The sequence below is a fragment of the Virgibacillus dokdonensis genome (genome assembly GCF_900166595.1).
Taxonomy (GTDB): Bacteria; Bacillota; Bacilli; order Bacillales; family Amphibacillaceae; genus Virgibacillus; species Virgibacillus dokdonensis.
This window is the reverse complement of record NZ_LT745763.1, coordinates 2,182,296-2,201,780: the sequence shown is the minus strand read 5'-3', so window position 1 is coordinate 2,201,780 and position 19,485 is coordinate 2,182,296. Positions and strand designations below refer to the sequence as shown.

General features: G+C 36.8%; 17 protein-coding genes. All 17 read left to right on the top strand.

Features of this window, described 5'->3' with window-relative positions; all coding sequences use genetic code 11:
- Positions 1-152 precede the first annotated feature (152 nt).
- The gene (locus B2C77_RS11900; protein ID WP_077706899.1) at positions 153-1,664 is read left to right on the top strand and encodes an ABC transporter ATP-binding protein; all 1,512 of its coding nucleotides are present in this window, start codon (positions 153-155) and stop codon (positions 1,662-1,664) included.
- The gene (locus B2C77_RS11895) at positions 1,661-2,707 is read left to right on the top strand and encodes an ABC transporter permease (protein ID WP_269467139.1); all 1,047 of its coding nucleotides are present in this window, start codon (positions 1,661-1,663) and stop codon (positions 2,705-2,707) included. Before B2C77_RS11900 ends, B2C77_RS11895 begins: the two co-directional genes overlap by 4 nt.
- A complete protein-coding gene (locus B2C77_RS11890; RefSeq protein WP_077703945.1) occupies positions 2,708-3,667 on the top strand; it encodes an ABC transporter permease in 960 nt (319 codons plus the stop codon). It abuts the gene before it with no gap.
- A gap of 301 nt (positions 3,668-3,968) precedes the next feature.
- Positions 3,969-5,273: an EF-P 5-aminopentanol modification-associated protein YfmF gene (gene yfmF, locus B2C77_RS11885; protein WP_077703943.1), complete on the top strand. Its 1,305-nt coding sequence runs from the start codon at positions 3,969-3,971 to the stop codon at positions 5,271-5,273.
- Positions 5,266-6,549, top strand: a complete 1,284-nt coding sequence (gene yfmH, locus B2C77_RS11880; protein WP_077703940.1) for an EF-P 5-aminopentanol modification-associated protein YfmH — start codon at positions 5,266-5,268, stop codon at positions 6,547-6,549. The genes yfmF and yfmH overlap by 8 nt, the downstream gene beginning before the upstream one ends.
- Positions 6,550-6,555: 6 nt before the next feature.
- Complete coding sequence (gene ymfI / locus B2C77_RS11875; RefSeq protein WP_077703938.1) at positions 6,556-7,269, top strand: elongation factor P 5-aminopentanone reductase; 714 nt, start codon at positions 6,556-6,558, stop codon at positions 7,267-7,269.
- 78 nt (positions 7,270-7,347) lie between these two features.
- On the top strand, positions 7,348-7,602 hold the full coding sequence (locus tag B2C77_RS11870; RefSeq protein WP_073004948.1) for a DUF3243 domain-containing protein: 255 nt from the start codon (positions 7,348-7,350) through the stop codon (positions 7,600-7,602).
- 678 nt (positions 7,603-8,280) lie between these two features.
- Positions 8,281-9,072: a YmfK family protein gene (locus B2C77_RS11865; RefSeq protein WP_077703935.1), complete on the top strand. Its 792-nt coding sequence runs from the start codon at positions 8,281-8,283 to the stop codon at positions 9,070-9,072.
- Between the two features lie 17 nt (positions 9,073-9,089).
- Positions 9,090-10,001 carry a helix-turn-helix domain-containing protein gene (locus B2C77_RS11860; RefSeq protein WP_077703932.1) on the top strand — a complete coding sequence of 304 codons (912 nt, stop codon included), beginning with the start codon at positions 9,090-9,092 and terminating at the stop codon, positions 9,999-10,001.
- Between the two features lie 148 nt (positions 10,002-10,149).
- A complete protein-coding gene (gene pgsA / locus B2C77_RS11855; protein ID WP_077703930.1) occupies positions 10,150-10,728 on the top strand; it encodes a CDP-diacylglycerol--glycerol-3-phosphate 3-phosphatidyltransferase in 579 nt (192 codons plus the stop codon).
- Positions 10,725-11,972 (top strand): competence/damage-inducible protein A, encoded by a 1,248-nt coding sequence (locus B2C77_RS11850; RefSeq protein ID WP_077703927.1) that lies wholly within the window; start codon positions 10,725-10,727, stop codon positions 11,970-11,972. Before pgsA ends, B2C77_RS11850 begins: the two co-directional genes overlap by 4 nt.
- A gap of 170 nt (positions 11,973-12,142) precedes the next feature.
- A complete protein-coding gene (recA, locus tag B2C77_RS11845; protein WP_077703924.1) occupies positions 12,143-13,183 on the top strand; it encodes a recombinase RecA in 1,041 nt (346 codons plus the stop codon).
- Positions 13,184-13,593: 410 nt separating this feature from the next.
- Positions 13,594-15,156, top strand: coding sequence for a ribonuclease Y (gene rny / locus B2C77_RS11840; protein WP_077703921.1), 1,563 nt, complete (start codon positions 13,594-13,596; stop codon positions 15,154-15,156).
- Positions 15,157-15,245: 89 nt separating this feature from the next.
- A complete protein-coding gene (locus B2C77_RS11835) occupies positions 15,246-16,040 on the top strand; it encodes a TIGR00282 family metallophosphoesterase (protein WP_077703918.1) in 795 nt (264 codons plus the stop codon).
- Positions 16,041-16,158: 118 nt separating this feature from the next.
- On the top strand, positions 16,159-17,130 hold the full coding sequence (locus B2C77_RS11830) for an IS30 family transposase (RefSeq protein WP_077703915.1): 972 nt from the start codon (positions 16,159-16,161) through the stop codon (positions 17,128-17,130).
- Between the two features lie 218 nt (positions 17,131-17,348).
- Positions 17,349-17,609: a stage V sporulation protein S gene (locus B2C77_RS11825; RefSeq protein WP_073004934.1), complete on the top strand. Its 261-nt coding sequence runs from the start codon at positions 17,349-17,351 to the stop codon at positions 17,607-17,609.
- A 297-nt stretch (positions 17,610-17,906) separates the two neighbouring features.
- Positions 17,907-19,484: a tRNA (N6-isopentenyl adenosine(37)-C2)-methylthiotransferase MiaB gene (gene miaB, locus B2C77_RS11820; protein ID WP_077703912.1), complete on the top strand. Its 1,578-nt coding sequence runs from the start codon at positions 17,907-17,909 to the stop codon at positions 19,482-19,484.
- The last annotated feature ends 1 nt before the right edge of the window (position 19,485 follow it).

Sequence of the window (19,485 nt, the reverse complement as noted above, 5' to 3'; positions counted from 1 at the left end):
TGGAGTCAGCCAGCCTCTTTTGAATTTTTATGAAATATAAGTCTAGACATGAAATGTTGAGCCTTACTCGAAAGATGATCAACAGGAGCCTCTTAAGGGGAAACTGTTTTTGTAGTAAAGGAGTGATGTAGTTGGAAGATTATGTGATCGAAATGCTGCATATAAGAAAAGAGTTTCCGGGAGTAGTTGCTAATGATGATGTAACCATCCAATTAAAGCGAGGAGAGGTCCATGCCTTATTGGGTGAAAATGGTGCAGGAAAATCGACCTTGATGAACGTCCTTTTTGGGTTATATCAACCTGAGGAAGGAGAAATTCGAGTGAAGGGTAAGAAAGTATCCATCACCGATCCCAACATTGCTAACAATTTAGGAATCGGTATGGTACATCAACATTTTATGTTAGTCGAACCGTTTACTGTTACCCAAAATATTATTCTCGGTATTGAACCAACAAACAAGGGGAAAATTAATTTAAAGCAAGCAGAGCAAGAAGTGCAAGAATTGTCTGATCGGTATGGTCTTCGAGTAGATGCAATGGCAAAGATAAGTGATATTTCTGTAGGTATGCAGCAACGTGTGGAGATTTTAAAGACGCTTTATCGTGGAGCAGATGTGCTTATATTTGATGAACCAACTGCTGTTTTAACACCACAAGAGATTGCTGAGTTAATGGAAATATTTAGAACTTTACTTGCAGAAGGAAAATCTATCGTTTTAATTACGCATAAACTAAAAGAAATTATGGAAATTTGTGATCGCTGTACCGTTATTCGAAAAGGTAAAGGTATTGGCACCGTAAACGTAGCAGAAACAACTGTTACAGAGTTAGCTTCTTTAATGGTTGGTAGAGATATATCTTTTCAAACGAACAAACAACCAGCTGAACCTAAACAAACCGTTCTGAAGATTGATAATCTATTTGTAAGAGATAGCAGAAAAGTAGACATGGTAAAAGGGCTAAATTTAAATGTACGTGCTGGTGAAATTGTAGGTATTGCAGGTATTGATGGGAATGGACAAAGTGAATTAATTGAAGCAATTACTGGTCTTCGCAAAGCGCATAGCGGGAGTGTTGTTATAAATGAAAAACCAATTACAAATCTCTCTCCTCGTAAAGTAACAGAGAGTGGTGTCGGCCATATACCTCAAGATAGACATAAATTTGGGCTTGTGTTGAACTATTCTGTTGCTGAAAATCTCGTTTTACAAACTTATTATAAACGACCTTATTCTAAATTCAAAGTATTAAATTATAAGCAAATTTTGCAAAAGGCAGAACAGCTAATAGAGGAGTATGATGTTCGTACACCTTCTCCATACACAAAAGCGCGTGCGTTGTCTGGGGGGAATCAACAAAAAGCTATAATAGCTAGAGAAATTGATAGATCTCCTGATTTATTAATCGCTGCTCAGCCTACACGAGGATTAGATGTTGGGGCGATTGAATTCATTCACCAAAAGCTCATAGAAGAGCGAGATAAAGGAAAAGCAATTTTATTAGTTTCTTTTGAATTGGATGAAATTCTAGACGTTAGCGACCGAATCGCTGTTATTTATGATGGGAAAATTGTAGCAGATGTAAAGCCAGAAGAGACAAGTGAACAGGAATTAGGCTTATTAATGGCTGGGAGCGGTCGTGTAAAGGATGGTGAAGAATCGTGATGGAAAATAAATGGTTTAACATCCTTGTACCAATTATTTCTGTTCTCATTGGTCTTTTTGCTGGGGCTTTGATTATGTTGTTTTTTGGCTATAATCCTATACAAGGCTACATTGCTTTATTTAAAGGAGCATTCGGTGATTTATACTTTTTTGGTGAAACTATTAGACAGACAACGCCTTACATATTTACAGGCTTAGCCGTTGCATTTGCATTTCGAGCTGGCTTATTTAATATTGGGGCTGAAGGGCAAGTCATTGTTGGTTGGTTGGCAGCTGTTTGGGTAGGCACAGCAATAGACGCTCCGATGTATATTCACCTACCACTAGCTTTACTTGTAGCAGCAATTGCCGGAGGATTATGGGGATTTATTCCCGGCTTGCTAAAAGCAGGATTGGGAGTACACGAAGTAATCATAACGATTATGCTAAACTATGTTGCCCTATATAGTTCTAATGCCATCATCCGCAGCGTTTTAACGGAAAACGCAGATAAAACGGATATGGTTGCTTCGACTGCTTCATTAGCTTCTGAATGGTTAGCAAATGCCACTTATTTTTCCAGAATGCACTATGGCATATTCATAGCAATACTGGCAGCAGTTGCCATGTGGTTTATCATTGAACGGACAAAACTCGGTTTTGAACTAAAGTCAGTAGGGTATAACAAACATGCCTCGAAGTATGCAGGTATGAGTGTAAAACGTAATATTATTTTGGCTATGGTTATTTCTGGCTTGTTTGCTGGTTTAGCAGGTTCTATGGAGGGGTTAGGTACGTACGGTAATATGACTGCGAGTTCTGGTTTCTCCAATATCGGTTTTGATGGAATTGCTGTAGCACTTTTAGGGGCAAACAATGCATTTGGTGTTGTTCTTGCAGCATTCCTATTTGGAGCTTTAAAAGTAGGGGCCTTAAATATGCCAACCCAAGCTGGAGTTCCAAATGAGTTGGTAGATATTATTATTGCTTTAATTATATTCTTCGTCGCCTCAAGCTATCTCATTCGCTGGATAATATTACGGTTTAAAAGGGAGGGAAAATAATTGAGTTTTATAGAATTATTACAATCTGTAATCCCAACTGCACTTTTTTATTCAGCTCCACTTATTTTTACTGCTTTAGGCGGGGTATTCAGTGAACGCTCAGGAGTCGTTAATATTGGCTTGGAAGGTTTAATGGTAATGGGAGCATTTGTAGGTATAGTTTTCAATCTCACCTTTGCTGACGTATTTGGTGCTTGGACGCCATGGGTATCTATTCTTGTTGCCATGGGAGTTGGTGCTATCTTTGCCATCATTCATGCCTTAGCTTCCGTCACTTTTTATGCCGATCAAGTAGTTAGTGGTGTAGCAATTAACTTTTTAGCTTTAGGAGTCGGCATTTTCTTAACAAAGCAGTGGTATGATAAAGGTCAAACAGATATGGTGACGCAACCATTTTATACAACAGATATTCCTGTTTTAGCAGATATTCCTTTAATTGGATCTGTTTTCTTTCAAGGAATTTACCCAACTTCCTATGTAGCTATCTTCCTTGCTTTTGTGTCATGGTATATCTTATACAGAACACCGTTTGGATTACGTCTACGTGCAGTAGGTGAACATCCGATGGCTGCTGACACAAATGGTATTAATGTTTATAAGATGCGTTACATCGCTGTGATTATTTCTGGTGCCATGGGTGGCTTAGGTGGATCAGTATTTGCTTTAACGATTGCTTTCAATTTCTCACATGCAACAATTGTAGGACAAGGATTTATGGCTCTAGCAGCCGTTATATTTGGAAAATGGCACCCGCTCGGTGCAATGGGCGCTGCTTTGTTTTTTGGGTTCGCTCAAAGCTTAAGTGTTATTGGTGGAGGTATTCCGCTATTAGAAGATGTGCCGCAAGTATTTTTACTCATAGCTCCTTACGTATTAACTATTTTAGCATTAGCTGGCTTTATTGGTCGTGCAGAAGCGCCAAAAGCAAATGGAGTGCCTTATATTAAGGGGAACCGCTAAAAACTTACTTGGTCATATTCTTTAATAAATACAAGTATAGGAGTAACGCCACAAAGAAATTCATGCAGGTGAATCTTTTATATTTACACTATAGGAAAGTATAAAATTTTCATGAATTATAGTATAAGCAAAACTACGGCTATCGCCATAATTACTTGGCGATAGCCAAGTTTCTCTAAAAAGATAAAAAAGCTCTGTTTGTGTAAAAAAAGTCGCAAGCGAGTTTTTTTTGCTTTATAATGGATGACGAATGATAAATGTGAGCAGAATAAATGAAAAGTCTATATAAGGGAGGATTACCATGCAAGAAATTCAGGAAAACATAAAAGATATTAACGGTTTTAATGTTCATTATATTCCTAATCAAAAGTATAAAACATTGACTGTTGTTTTAAAGTTGCGTGCACCTTTAGATAGGGACACGATTACAAAAAGAGCATTGTTACCATATGTACTAAAGCAAGGTACGAAACAATACCCATCTAAACAAGAACTGCAAATAAAATTAGATGGCTTATACGGAGCTTCTCTTTCTATAGACGGCGCCAAAAAAGGAGAAAACCATATTATTAGTGTGCGACTAGATATTGCCAATCAGAAGTTTTTAGCAGGAGATTCTTCTGTATTTGAAGAAGGTCTACAGCTGCTTTATGATGTGTTATTTAATCCAAATGTTGATGACCAAGGCTTCAATAAGTCTATATTCTCACGAGAGAAGGAGACCTTAAAACAAAAAAACCTGAGCTTAAAAGATGACAAGATGAGTTATGCTAACCTCCGTTTAATTGATGAAATGTGTAAAGGCGAGCCTTATGCAGTTCATGTGCATGGATATTTGGATGACTTGGAAACAATAACTCCGGCTTCTCTTTTTTCTTATTACCAACAAGTAGTTGCAAACGATCAAATTGATATTTATGTGCAAGGGGATCTTTCAAAGGAAAATATGGAAGAGGCAATAAAGAAAGTATTTCAACAAGCAAACAAAAATCAACCAAGATTAAAGCATAAAGATTTGAAAGAACGCCATTTTAACAAAACTGATGTTACACCAAAAGAAATTGTGGAAACAGATAAGGTTCAGCAAGCAAAATTACATATCGGTTACCGCACAAACGTTACGTTTGGAGAGCCTGCTTATTATGCTCTTCATGTGCTAAATGGGATTTTCGGTGGTTTTCCAAGTTCAAAATTGTTCATTAATGTTCGAGAAAAGAATAGTCTTGCTTATTATGCTGCTTCTCGTATGGAAAGTCATAAAGGATTATTGTTTGTTTTTAGTGGTATTGCTCCAGAAGATTTTGAAAAGGCAAGAGACATTATAAAAAAACAGGTGGAAGCAATGAAGCAAGGAGACTTTACAACGCAAGATATTGCGGAAGCCAAAGCCGTTATTACTAACCAACTATTAGAGACATTCGACAGCCCGCAAGGAACAATTGAATTTTTATATCAACAAGTTTTAGCAAACAAAAAAATTACTCCTCTTCATTTTGTAGAGCAATTGAATAAGGTGACAAAAGAAGAGATTGTTGCTGTTGCTAAACGCTTGCAAGAAGACACAACTTATTTATTAACGGCAGAGAAAGGAGATAGTCATGAATAAGCACATATATAGTGATATTGATGAAACGCTATATACGGAGAAATTAGCTAATGGATTAACCGTATTTTTATTACCGAAACCAGAACTAGCAAAAACACATGCTTTGTTTACGACGAACTATGGTTCAATTGATTTGCATTTTGCGCCTATAGGTAAAGATGGAGTAATTACTGTTCCAGAAGGAGTAGCTCACTTTTTAGAACATAAGCTCTTCGAAAGTGAAGAAGGGGATGTATTTCATGACTTTTCTAAACAAGGTGCTTCAGCGAACGCTTACACTTCATTTACGAAAACAGCGTATCTTTTCACAGCAACTGATCAAATTGAGAAAAATGTAGAAACACTCATTGATTTTGTCCAACATCCTTATTTTACAGATGAATCCGTAAAGAAAGAAAAGGGGATTATTGCTCAAGAAATAAGGATGTATGATGACCAGCCTGATTGGCAAGCTTTTATGGGCACCATTAAAGCAATGTTTCAAAATCACCCAATTAATGTAGACATTGCAGGGACAGTTGAATCGATCTACCAAATCACAAAAGAAGATTTATATACATGCTACCATACCTTTTATCATCCTGAGAATATGGTTTTATTTATTGCTGGAAACTTTGAACCGGAAAAAATGGGGCAGTTAATTAGAGAGAATCAAGACAAAAAACAGTTTGCCAAGATGGAGCAGTTAAAACGGAAGTTCCCTAATGAGCCAAATGCGGTAGCAGAGCGAGAAAAGCGAATAACTATGCCTGTCTCGATTCCTAAATGTACGCTAGGAATAAAACGTGTTAATCAGCAACTGTCTAAAGATGAGCTTTTAATAGAAGATTTACTTCAGGATATGTTATTGGACTATTATTTTTCAAAAGGCGGACCATTTTACGAGGAACTTTATAATGAAAATCTAATTGATGATAGTTTCTTTTTTGAATCAAATATTGATCGAGATTTTGGGTATGTATTGATTGGTAGTAATACGAGACACCCAGAACACTTTTCCGAACGCTTAAAATCCATGTTACTTGGTATCCGGGAAGCGAATTTAAATGAAGAAACTTTCCAGCGTATAAAGAAGAAGAAAATAGGTCAGCTGCTACGTATGATGAACCGCTTAGAGAACATAGCAAACGCTTATACACATTATCATATGCTAGGTATTGACTTCTTTACATTACTTTCAGCTGTTCGAGAGTTAACTTTGGAGGATGCGAAGCAATTTATGTATTCTTGGATAGACGAAGAACGGTTATCAGTTTGTACGATCGATGCGGAGTAAGCTGCAATGAAAAGAAACATTCTTATAATAGGGGCTAGTGGAGATATCGGTTCAGCAATAGCTGAACAATTATTACAACATGGTTACCAATTAATACTCCACTATTATACAAACAAACGAGTAATTGATGAACTTTGTGACGCATATCCTGAATCTATTTTAGCCACGTATCAAACAGATTTAAGTAAAAACAGATCTTGTGAACAGTTGATGCAGAGTTTACCCTTCGCTATTGATGGAGTGGTCTTTGCAAGCGGGAAAGCACATTACGGTTTGTTTCAAGATACTAGTGAGGAAACGATGGATGCTATGATTCAACTACATGTTAAATCACCTTGGCTTATTACCAAATACCTTCTTCCGGATATGATTGCAAAACAAGCAGGTTCCATCTTATTTATAACATCGATTTGGGGAGAACAAGGTGCCAGTAACGAAGTCGTTTACTCTGCAGTTAAAGGAGCACAAAATAGCTTTGTTAAAGCACTTGCGAAAGAAGTTGCACCTTCTGGGATTTCGGTTAACGCCATTAGCCCAGGTTATATTGAAACAAAGATGAATCATCATTTATGTAAGGAAGAAAGAGAAGCAATTTTAACAGAAATTCCAATGAATAGAGCGGGGAAACCAGAAGAAATTGCATCTTTTGTAACTTTTCTATTAGCTAGTGAAAGGAGCTATATACAAGGGGCAATTTTAGATGTAACAGGCGGTTGGTAACTTTTCTTCTACCCAACATGCATAAACTTGAAAATCTCTCAAATACTATGCATGTATAAATTGGAAGGAGGAAAAAAGATGTCCGTTCTTGATAATTTTGATTCATGGAAAAGCTTTTTAGCTAATAAGCTTACACAAGCACAACAACAAGGAATGAGTAATGAAACAGTTCAAAATATTGCTCATGAGATTGGTGATTATTTAGCACAGCACGTTGATGCTAAAAACAAAGAAGAGGCTGTACTGCGTGACTTATGGAATTCAGCTTCTGATGAAGAACAGCAAGTACTAGCTAATACGATGATTAAATATGTTCAAAACCAAGGAAATTGAACAATCTATATGAAATTCCAATTGTCTGCCACGCTTCGTCTGTAGCGTGGCAGAATTTATTGGAAAAACAGGTGTATGATACTTATTTATTCTACGAACGCAGGATGCACATAGAACATTTTCTGTTTATCCCGGGGGATCTATGAAGGTGTAAACTGGAAAGTCTAAGTGGAGATGACAGCACCTAAATCCTTTTTTTCGTAAGATATCTTTAGATCATACCTTTTTGGGCTAATAAACAATCGGTTGGAGTGAAAGACCCCTACTGAATTGAAGAATCATTTTATAAAAAATTATTTTGTCAATAACCAATGGTTCTGTTAAGATAAATATGATATAGTTTACCTCTAACCTTTTCACTTGCGAAAAAATGCTTTATGATATACTTATATAAACTGTAATTGTTAATAATTTAAAACGCATTAAAGTTTATTGCATGTGGTTTAAGTACAGGTGAAAGGCTATCTAAGTGTTTTTATACTCGGAGTTTGTTAATTAAAACTAAGGGTTGGTAATTATTCAGTAGCTAATTAAATATATTTATTGTACATAGCTTAGTTTTATTTTCTAATAGCTATTTTAATTTTATAGTATAAGAGCTTCTGCCATTAATACTTCGAAATTAATCAAGTTTTTCTATAAATAGTTGAAAACCTCATTATTATAAAGGAGCATTATATGACGAGAACAGAGTGGTATCTTGAATACGAAATTCAAATTAACCGACCAGGCTTGCTTGGTGATATATCGTCTTTACTTGGGATGCTAAGAATTAATATTATTATGATTAATGGGGTCGAGGACGCAAAGCGTGGTATGTTACTTTTATCTAAATATGACGAAAATATAACACGACTCAAGTCAATTTTACAAACGATGGAAACCATTAAAGTAACCAAGTTAAGACAGCCAAAACTTAGAGATAAAATGGCTGTGCGCCATGGTAGATACATATATCGCGATGTAGATGATCATAAAACAATTCGTTTCATTCGCGATGACTTAGGCTTGCTTGTTGATTTTATGGCAGAATTGTATAAAAAAGATGGCCATAAATTAATAGGGATCCGTGGTATGCCAAGAGTAGGGAAAACAGAATCGGTAGTAGCTGCAAGTGTGTGTGCAAACAAACGTTGGTTATTTGTTTCCAGTACCTTATTAAGGCAAACAGTGCGGAGCAAGCTTATTGAAGGTGAGTACAATCCCGATAATGTTTATATTATTGATGGCATTGTATCCACTCGGCGTGCAACCGAGCAGCATTGGCAGTTGATTAGAGAAGTAATGCAGCTACCTGCTGTCAAAGTAGTAGAGCATCCAGATGCGTTTGTACAAATGACAGAATATAAAATAGAGGATTTTGATTACATTATTGAACTAAGAAGTCATGAAGAAGAAGAAATTACATATGAGCCTGTTGAATCAAGACAGTTCAGTCAAGAAAATGAATTTTCAATGTTTGATTTCTAAAATGGATGGTGTTGGAAATGCAAATCGGAGCAAGACTAAAAGAAGCAAGGGAAGCTCAGAATCTTTCTTTGGAAGAGCTACAAGAAATTACAAAAATTCAAAAGCGGTATTTACTAGCAATTGAAGAAGGGAACTTGCAAATTCTTCCGGGTAAATTTTATGCTAGAGCTTTTATGAAAGAATATGCAAATGCTGTTGGGTTGGACCCAAATGAACTGATGGAAGAATATAAAGAAGAAGTGCCGAAAACAGAGGAGCCTACAGAAGAACAATACTCACGTATACAACGCTCGCGTAAAAGTCAAGAAAAAAGTACATCTAATTTTTCCTTATTTCCTACAGTAATTGTTGGCTTACTTATTATTGGTATTATTGCGGTCGCTATTTTCTTTATTGCCCAAAACATGTCGGGAACAGAAAGTAAAGATCCTGTAAATCAGGATGATGGAAAAGGCAATGATATTGTGATTAAAGACGATAGTGATGGCGGTGAAGCTAATCAAAATACTGCAGATGAAGATCAAGATAATGAAGAACAAGATGGTAACGATGAAGATACGGAAGAAACAAATGAAAAAGCAAAAGAGCCTGAATTTACTGTTATAGAAGAAGGAACAGGTAATACACCAGAATCAACAGTTGCATTCTCTTATACAGGTGATGAAGTAAAAGCTACATTAGAAGCTTCAGACGATACTTGGCTTGGTGTGAAGGCTGATGAAGAAGATGTCCTCTTTGAGGAAAATATGTTTAATGCCGAGCAGTCACCACTTGAATTAGACCTTACTGGTAAAGAACGCGTATTCTTTAAAATTGGCAATGCATCTGTGCTAACCATAACAATAAATGGTAAAGAAATGGAGTATCCTGTTGATCCAAGTAACGTAAGACAAAATATTTGGGTGGAACTAAAACAAGAAGCTGAATAAATATCATCGACCCTTCCTTTCAACTTTTTGGGAAGGGTCAATCATTTTATACTAAACTATAATTTTTTAGGGTTGACAATAAGAAAAATGACGGCTTTTTTCGTCATAAAGATTTGGCGGAGCCAAGTTTTTCGAAGGAGGAATAGTAATGAACTTACCAAATAAGCTAACATTATCACGTATTTTTTTAATTCCTATTTTCATCATTCTTATGAGTGTTCCATTTCCATGGGGAAGCTGGCAAATAGGAGAAACAGCATTGCCAATATCTCATTTCATTTCTGCTTTATTGTTTATAATTGCAGCTGGAACGGATTGGGTGGATGGCTATTACGCAAGAAAATATAACCTTGTTACAAATTTAGGGAAGTTTCTTGATCCACTAGCAGACAAACTACTTGTTTCCGCTGCTTTCATTATTTTAGTAGAAATGGGAGTTGCCCCAGCATGGGTCGTTATTCTTATTATTAGTCGTGAGTTTGCAGTTACAGGACTTCGTCTTGTTGCTTCTGGGGAAGGTATAGTACTAGCAGCTGGTAATATGGGGAAAATAAAAACAGCAACGCAAATGGTCGCTATTGCTGTTTTGTTATTACATAATTTCCCGTTTTCATATATAGGCTTTCCTTTTGGGGAAATCATGCTATATATTAGTTTATTCTTTACAATATTATCTGGCATAGACTACTTTATTAAAAATTGGCATGTGATGAGGGATTCGAAATGAAAGAGGAATTACAAGCTGAAATAATTGCTGTTGGAACTGAACTTTTACTCGGGCAAATTGCAAACACAAACGCTCAATGGCTCTCTCTGCAGTTAGCTAACCAAGGTGTTAACACGTACCACCATATAGTTGTTGGAGACAACTTACAGCGTGTGCGTGAAACATTTCAAATAGCTCATAAACGTTCAGATATTGTTATTGTTACTGGTGGTCTGGGGCCAACAGAAGACGATTTAACAAGGGAAGCATTTCAGCAATTGAGTACTATACCTCTAGTAGAGCATGGACCATCCATGTGCAAAATACGAGCATATTTTGAAAAGCATCAGACAGTGATGACGCCAAATAATTCAAAACAAGCGAGAGTATTTGAAGGGGCAACAGTTTGGATGAATCCTGTAGGAATGGCTCCTGGGATGAAGCTAACATATGATGGTTGCACATGGTTTTTTCTCCCGGGTGTTCCAAAAGAAATGAAAGCTCTAGTAAGAGAATACATGATTCCATCCATACAAAAACTGCTGGGTAAAAAAGAGATCATTAAATCTGTTTTACTGAAATTTACTGGAATTGGTGAATCGAAGCTTGAACATGAACTACAGGATATTATTCACGAACAAACAAATCCTACAATTGCTCCTCTTGCTCAAGAAGAAGGTATTGTCATTCGATTAACAGCAAAAAGTGATTCGCTTCAAAAGGCAGATCAGCTGTTGCAAGAAACGAAAGCGAAAATCTTTTTACGCGTAGGGCAATATGCGTATGGTGAAGATCACGAAACATTAGAAGGGAAAGTTGTAGATTTGTTATTAGCGAAGCAATATACGCTTGCAGCTGCAGAAAGTTTGACTGGTGGAGCGTTTGCAGAAAAAATCACGACTGTCTCTGGTTCATCAAATGTTTTTCAAGGTGGCATGGTTACTTATACAATAATAGCAAAACAGAATACGTTAAATGTACCAGGAGAGATTTTAGAAACAAATGGAGCAGTCAGCGAAGATTGTGCTGAAGCGATGGCAAAGCAAGCAGCTACTAAATTTTCATCTACTATAGGAATATCTTTTACTGGTGTGGCTGGTCCTACTAAGATGGAAGGAAAGCAAGTTGGTACAGTCTATATTTCTATTTATAACGACAATGGTACATTTGTTACTAAGAAGTTCTTATTCCCAGGAGATAGGAATGCTATTCGAAGAAGAACAGTTCTTAAAGGTCTTGAGCTACTATATCAAATACTAAAATAACATTTTGCTGTAGAGTGGTTTGTTTTGTTTTTATAATTTCATAAAAGCCTATAATTTAATTTTGTAGTTGTTTTTCACTTTAATGATGAGAACGTTTATTCGTCTTTTTGCTTGGCAATTAAGCGAAAAGCATGTATGATGTTAGTAGATGATTAAAGGAGGGCGACGTTTTGAGTGATAAGAAACAAGCTTTAGATGCAGCGTTAAAACAAATAGAGAAGCAGTTTGGAAAAGGTTCCATTATGAAATTAGGGGAGCAAGCTGAACAAAGAATTGCAACGATACCTAGTGGTTCCTTAGCTTTAGATGTAGCACTTGGAATTGGTGGGTACCCAAGAGGGCGGGTTGTTGAAATATATGGACCAGAATCTTCTGGTAAAACGACCGTAGCTTTACACGCTATAGCAGAAGCGCAGCAACAGGGGGGGCAAGCAGCATTTATAGATGCAGAGCATGCACTTGATCCAACATATGCTCGTGCTTTAGGCGTGAATATTGAAGAGCTATTACTCTCGCAACCAGATACAGGAGAACAAGCTTTAGAAATTGCAGAAGCACTAGTTCGTAGTGGTGCTGTTGACATTATTGTTGTTGATTCCGTAGCTGCACTCGTTCCGAAAGCTGAAATTGAAGGTGAAATGGGAGATTCGCATGTTGGACTTCAAGCTCGTTTGATGTCCCAAGCATTAAGAAAACTATCTGGTGCTATTAACAAATCGAAGACTACGGCTATTTTTATTAATCAAATTCGCGAAAAAGTGGGCGTTATGTTTGGTAATCCGGAAACGACTCCTGGAGGTCGTGCGCTGAAGTTTTACTCATCTGTACGTCTGGAAGTTCGCCGTGCTGAATCGTTGAAGCAAGGAAATGATATGGTAGGAAACAAGGCAAGAATTAAAGTTGTAAAAAACAAAGTTGCACCACCATTTAAACAAGCAGAAGTAGATATAATGTATGGAGAAGGTATTTCTAAAGAGGGTGAAATACTAGACATTGGTTCTAGCTTAGATATTGTTCAAAAAAGTGGTGCTTGGTACTCTTATAATGAAGAGAGGCTTGGTCAAGGACGTGAAAATGCCAAGCAGTTTTTGAAAGAGAACACAGATATGCAGGCGGAAATTCACGCATTAATTAGGCAGCATTATAATTTGGATGATCAACCAGAGGAAGAAGAAACAAAAGAATTTAATCAAGAAAGTTTAGATGTGTAATCTACTAACCACCTATTGCTAAATGCAAGAGGTGGTTTTAATTTTTTTATTTTCCTATGAAAGGAGGGTAGCATAAACACAAAGAGAACATTTTAATGCTACGACAAAGGTTCTATTTAACCAATTCTCAAACGCCTTGACATTATTTAGAACATCTATTACATAGAGATATGTACACGTCCTCAAGACAATAATAATCGCAATAGCTAGTTGGATGTTTTATAGCATTATTTACCAACATATTGTATGAAGTTGTGACGTTTCCTTGACATTCTCTCCATACACAATTAAAATTAAATTTGTATAAATTTATCATCTATATGATATATTATATGGTTATTTAACGCATTGAAACTTTTACATGCCGACAATAATTGATGTACAACTTTATAGCAAGAGGAGGTGAAATCATGGACAGTCTAATGCTCATCTCCATTTTGCTTGTAATCCTAATCGTCGGTATTGTTGTTGGTTATCTGATTCGTAAGTCTATTGCTGAAGCAAAAATTTCGAGTGCCGAAACGCTAGCTAAACAAATCGTTGATGAAGCACATCGGAATGCAGAAGCTTCAAAGAAAGAAGCCCTTCTTGAAGCGAAGGATGAAAATCATAAACTTCGGCAGCAAACAGAAGATGAACTTCGAGAGAGACGAAACGAAGTACAAAAACAAGAAAATCGTCTGATGCATAAAGAAGAAAATTTGGACAAGAAAAGTGAATCGTTAGATCAGCGAGAACTTAATTTAGAAAAAAGAGAACAGTCGTTAGCAGACAAACAACAACAAATTGAAGAAATGGAAAGCAAAGTGGAAGCTATGATACAAGAGCAGCAAACTGAGCTTGAACGCATTTCAGGGTATACAACAGACCAGGCTAGACAAATTATTTTAGAGCGTGTAGAACAAGAAGTTGCTCATGAATCTGCTCTAATTATTAAAGAGGCAGAAAATCGTGCGAAAGAAGAAGCAGATAAAAAAGCTAAAAGCATCCTATCGTTAGCTCTGCAGCGTTGTGCTGCTGACCACGTTGCTGAAACGACAGTATCCGTTGTCAACCTTCCTAATGACGAGATGAAAGGGCGCATCATTGGACGAGAAGGAAGAAATATAAGAACATTAGAAACGTTAACAGGAATTGACTTGATTATTGATGATACTCCAGAAGCAGTTATACTATCAGGATTTGACCCTATACGAAGAGAAACAGCTCGTTTGGCCTTAGAAAAACTCGTTCAGGACGGACGTATCCACCCAGCTCGCATTGAAGAGATGGTGGATAAAGCAAGGCGTGATGTGGATAATCATATTCGAGAAATTGGTGAAGAGACAACGTTTGAAGTGGGAGTGCACGGCTTACATCCAGACTTAATTAAAATTCTTGGGCGTTTGAAATATCGGACAAGCTATGGACAAAATGTGTTAAAACATTCCACGGAAGTAGCTTATCTAGCTGGTTTGCTTGCTGCTGAACTTGGTGAAGATGAAATGTTGGCAAGAAGAGCTGGACTGCTTCATGATATAGGGAAAGCCATTGATCATGAGGTAGAAGGAAGTCACGTGGAAATTGGTAAAGAACTTGCTTTGAAGTACAAAGAGCATGAAGTTGTTATCAATTCTATTGCTTCACACCATGGCGATGAAGAACCTACTTCCATTATTTCAGTGCTTGTAGCTGCTGCTGACGCATTATCTGCGGCTAGACCTGGAGCAAGAAGCGAGACGTTGGAAAATTATATTAAACGTTTAGAAAAACTGGAAGAAATTTCGGAGTCGTTTGTTGGTGTAGAAAAATCATTTGCCATTCAAGCTGGAAGAGAGATTCGAATTATGGTAAAACCAGATGAAATTGACGACGTAGAATCCGTTCGAATTGCAAGAGATATTCGTAAGAAAATTGAAGGCGAACTGGACTACCCTGGACACATTAAAGTTACAGTAATTAGAGAAACTCGAGCAGTGGAATATGCTAAATAAAAAGTGGTCTTCGGACTGCTTTTTATTTTTGACATTCATTAATGGATATGAAAAACTAATGATATGAAAATAGATAGGATGAGACAAGCATGAAAATATTATTTATTGGCGATGTTGTTGGTTCTCCTGGCAGAGACATGGTCCAATATTATTTGCCAAGATTGAAAGAAAAGTATCGACCTAGCCTTACGATAGTTAATGGTGAAAATGCTGCTGCAGGTAAAGGGATTACAGAAAAAATTTATAAGCAGCTACTAGGATGGGGCGCGCAAGTAGTTACAATGGGAAATCATACATGGGATAAAAAGGAAATCTATGATTTCATTGATAACGCAAACAAAATGATTCGACCAGCAAATTTTCCAACTAATAATCCAGGTAAAGGGATCGTATATGTAAATATTAATGGCATTGAAGTTGCTGTAATTAGTTTGCAAGGAAGAACTTTTTTGCCACCAATACGTGACCCTTTTTCCATAGCAGATGGATTAATAAAAGAAGCAAAACAACGTACAAACATTATATTTGTTGACTTTCATGGAGAAGCAACAAGTGAGAAACAAGCATTTGGATGGTATGTGGATGGACGAGTGAGCGCTGTTGTTGGCACACATACGCATACACAAACGGCCGATGAGCGTATTTTACCAAATGGTACAGCGTATCTGTCAGATGTTGGCATGACAGGGCCTTACGATGGTATTTTGGGAATGGAAAGAGAAGCTGTTATTCAACGCTTTTTAACATCTATGCCAGTTCGTTTTGAAGTACCAAAACAGGGCAGAGCGCAATTAAATGGCTGTGTTGTAACTATTGATACGAAAACAGGAAAAGCCCATAAAATCGAGCGTATTCTAATCAATGAAGATCATCCATTTATGTAAGGTTAGTATGTCGCATTTTTTATAAACCTAGATTGTAAAATTAAGCGAGACACCAAAAAAGACATGTCATGATATACTCAACGAATAACCAACCAAAGTTAAGGAGAGTGTATCTGACATGTCCTACACCCATCTTACCAAAACAGAACTGGTATTCATAGAGGAATATCATGAATTCGGCGTTTCTGGTCGAAAAATTGCCAATAAATTAAAGCGTGGCCATGAAGCTGTTTATCGTGTTATTAGACAACTGAAAGAAGGACTTACTGCGATAGACGTTTATCTACAATATCAAGCGAATAAAGCGACATGTGGTCGTAAAAAGATTCAATTAACACCTAACGAAAAAGCTTATATTCATGAAAAAGTCCGCGATGGCTGGACGCCTGATGTAATAATCGGACGAAACGAAAAGACTATCTCCTGCAGCATGCGCACGCTTTATCGAAAGTTTTCATCAGGCGAATTTAACCAAAATGATTTACCTATGCAAGGCAAACGCAAACCAAATGGTCACCAGGAAAGAAGAGGAAAACAAAAATTTCGCCGCACCATCCTTGATCGTGATCACGATCACCCAAATTACAAGAAAGAATTTGGTCATCTAGAAGGAGATACCATTGTGGGACGTCATCACAAGAGCGCTGTCATCACGCTTGTTGAGCGTTTAACAAAATGCATCATCGCAATTAAACCAGCTGGTAGACAGGCAATCAATATTGAAACATCGCTCAATCAATGGTTTGAGCGATTACCAAAACACTTATTTAAGTCCATTATCTTTGACTGCGGGAAAGAGTTTTCCAATTGGAAATCCATCAGCAATGAACAAGATGTTGATATTTATTTTGCAGATCCTGGAACGCCATCCCAAAGGGGGCTAAATGAGCATTCCAACGGTCTTCTGAGAAAGAATGGGCTACCAAAAGAAATGGACTTTAATCCTGTGTCACAAGAGTATATTTCTGAGGTTGCACTCCGACGGAATAACATACCAAGGAAATCATTGAAATACAAAACACCAATGGAGTGTTTCATAGATTATGTCGGTCAGGATTTTGATAAAAGCATGTTGTCTCGCTTAATTTGACAAATCAAAAAATAAAACGGATTGAAATAGGGCATAAGAGTATTGGTTTATTTCTATTCACGCTAGAATTATGAGGATAAACTGTAATTGAAGAAATGTTAAAGATAGATTATTTGAATGTTAAGAATTATTAATGCATAATAAGGGTAATAAGCTAACATCTCCAAGAATATAGTATAAGTAGAACTAGAATAGTTTAAATGAAGGAGGTACTAGTGGTGGAAGTATTAAAAGTGTCAGCAAAATCAAATCCAAATTCAGTAGCAGGTGCACTTGCGAATGTGTTAAGAGAACGTGGCTCAGCGGAGATTCAGGCTATTGGAGCTGGTGCATTAAACCAGGCTGTTAAGGCGGTAGCGATTGCTAGAGGATTTGTTGCACCAAGTGGGGTTGATCTTATTTGTATTCCGGCTTTTACAGATATTTTAATTGATGAAGAAGAGCGTACAGCAATTAAATTAATTGTAGAGCCCAGATAATTTTTTATATGAGATATGTTTAATTAAGTGTTGCGTACTTACGCAACACTATTTTTATTACAAAAATTCGTAGCCATTCGGAAAAATGCGGTCTACAAATCTCTTATAAGTTATTGTAAAGCTAAAATTCTACTGTTTGACATTTTCCTAACCTATAGCAAAAGGCCAACTGTTGTTTATTTCGAATATAGCATTTATAATAAATGAATGAATGTAAACAAATAAGTCATCTGATAAAGTGAGTATTCATGACCCTAAAAGGTTATTGTGGTTTACACAAAATGAAAGGAGATTATTATGAACGAGCAACAACGTAAGCAACAAGCACAAATTAAGGAAACAAATCCAACGGACGTAAAATCCGGTATGGATAATATGGAGCGTATTAAAAATACTTCTAGTGAAGATTTGATTTCCAAGTATTTCAAAACAACTTATGAACCACCGAATTTAAATAAAGCACGTAAACGTGGAAGAGATAAAGTGAATGTCCATTACGATTTTTCTATTCCCGAAGACATGGAAAATATTGGGGAAGGAAAGAAGTTTTTAATTCGTACATATGGCTGCCAAATGAATGAGCATGATACGGAAGTAATGGCTGGAATTCTTACCGAAATGGGTTATACATCTACTTCTGAAACAAATGATGCTGATATTATTTTGTTGAATACTTGTGCAATTAGAGAAAATGCTGAGAATAAAGTATTTGGTGAAATTGGACATTTAAAAGCGTTAAAACGAGAAAAGCCAGATTTGATCCTTGGTGTTTGTGGTTGCATGTCTCAAGAAGAAACTGTGGTGAATCGGATATTGAAGAAACACCAGCATGTTGATTTGATTTTTGGTACTCATAATATACATCGGTTACCACATCTTGTGAAAGAAGCAATGTTTGGTAAAGAAAAAATCGTTGAAGTGTGGTCTAAAGAAGGTGATGTCATTGAAAACCTTCCAAAAGCACGAAAAGGAAAAATAAAAGCATGGGTTAACATTATGTACGGTTGCGATAAGTTCTGCACGTATTGTATTGTACCAATGACCCGTGGAAAAGAGCGAAGTCGTCTTCCGGAAGATATCATCCAAGAAGTTCGGCATTTAGCTGCTCAAGGTTATAAAGAGGTAACCTTATTAGGGCAAAACGTAAATGCTTATGGAAAAGATTTAGACGGCATGACATACGGTTTAGGTGATTTAATGGATGAACTTCGCAAAATTGATATCCCAAGAATTCGTTTTACGACATCACACCCTAGAGATTTTGATGATCGCTTAATTGAAGTATTGGCAAAAGGGGGGAATTTGTTAGATCATATTCATTTGCCAGTCCAGTCAGGCAGTAGTGAAATTTTGAAGAAAATGAATCGGAAATATACGAGAGAATCGTATTTAGAACTCGTTAGGAAAATTCGCGCAGCGATGCCGAACGCAACGTTAACGACAGATATTATTGTTGGATTTCCAAACGAAACGGAAGAGCAGTTTGAAGAAACGATGACCTTAATGGAAGAAGTTGGTTTTGAAGCAGCTTACACCTTTATTTATTCACCACGTGAAGGGACTCCTGCAGCTAGGAAGAAAGATAATGTTCCAGAAGAGGTAAAAAAGCAACGACTATATCGCTTAAATGAGCTTGTCAATAAGCAGTCTGCTGCGTCTATGAAAACGTATCAGGATCAAGTCGTAAAAGTACTTGTAGAGGGTGAAAGCAAAAAAGATCCAGAAGTTCTAGCGGGGTATACGGAAAGAAATAAACTCGTTAACTTTAAAGGACCAAAGGCTGCAATTGGGCAGATTGTAGACGTGAAAATTACAGAAGCTAAAACATGGTCTTTAGATGGTGTTATGATTGAAAATACAGTAGGGGTGAAATAAC

What these genes read in the sequence shown, in the direction of transcription:
- B2C77_RS11900 (WP_077706899.1), top strand. Translation starts at nt 153, where the DNA reads ATGCTGCATATAAGAAAAGAGTTTCCGGGAGTAGTTGCTAATGATGAT.
- yfmF (WP_077703943.1), top strand. Translation starts at nt 3,969, where the DNA reads ATGCAAGAAATTCAGGAAAACATAAAAGATATTAACGGTTTTAATGTT.
- yfmH (WP_077703940.1), top strand. Translation starts at nt 5,266, where the DNA reads ATGAATAAGCACATATATAGTGATATTGATGAAACGCTATATACGGAG.
- ymfI (WP_077703938.1), top strand. Translation starts at nt 6,556, where the DNA reads ATGAAAAGAAACATTCTTATAATAGGGGCTAGTGGAGATATCGGTTCA.
- B2C77_RS11870 (WP_073004948.1), top strand. Translation starts at nt 7,348, where the DNA reads ATGTCCGTTCTTGATAATTTTGATTCATGGAAAAGCTTTTTAGCTAAT.
- B2C77_RS11865 (WP_077703935.1), top strand. Translation starts at nt 8,281, where the DNA reads ATGACGAGAACAGAGTGGTATCTTGAATACGAAATTCAAATTAACCGA.
- B2C77_RS11860 (WP_077703932.1), top strand. Translation starts at nt 9,090, where the DNA reads ATGCAAATCGGAGCAAGACTAAAAGAAGCAAGGGAAGCTCAGAATCTT.
- pgsA (WP_077703930.1), top strand. Translation starts at nt 10,150, where the DNA reads ATGAACTTACCAAATAAGCTAACATTATCACGTATTTTTTTAATTCCT.
- B2C77_RS11850 (WP_077703927.1), top strand. Translation starts at nt 10,725, where the DNA reads ATGAAAGAGGAATTACAAGCTGAAATAATTGCTGTTGGAACTGAACTT.
- rny (WP_077703921.1), top strand. Translation starts at nt 13,594, where the DNA reads ATGGACAGTCTAATGCTCATCTCCATTTTGCTTGTAATCCTAATCGTC.
- B2C77_RS11835 (WP_077703918.1), top strand. Translation starts at nt 15,246, where the DNA reads ATGAAAATATTATTTATTGGCGATGTTGTTGGTTCTCCTGGCAGAGAC.
- B2C77_RS11830 (WP_077703915.1), top strand. Translation starts at nt 16,159, where the DNA reads ATGTCCTACACCCATCTTACCAAAACAGAACTGGTATTCATAGAGGAA.
- miaB (WP_077703912.1), top strand. Translation starts at nt 17,907, where the DNA reads ATGAACGAGCAACAACGTAAGCAACAAGCACAAATTAAGGAAACAAAT.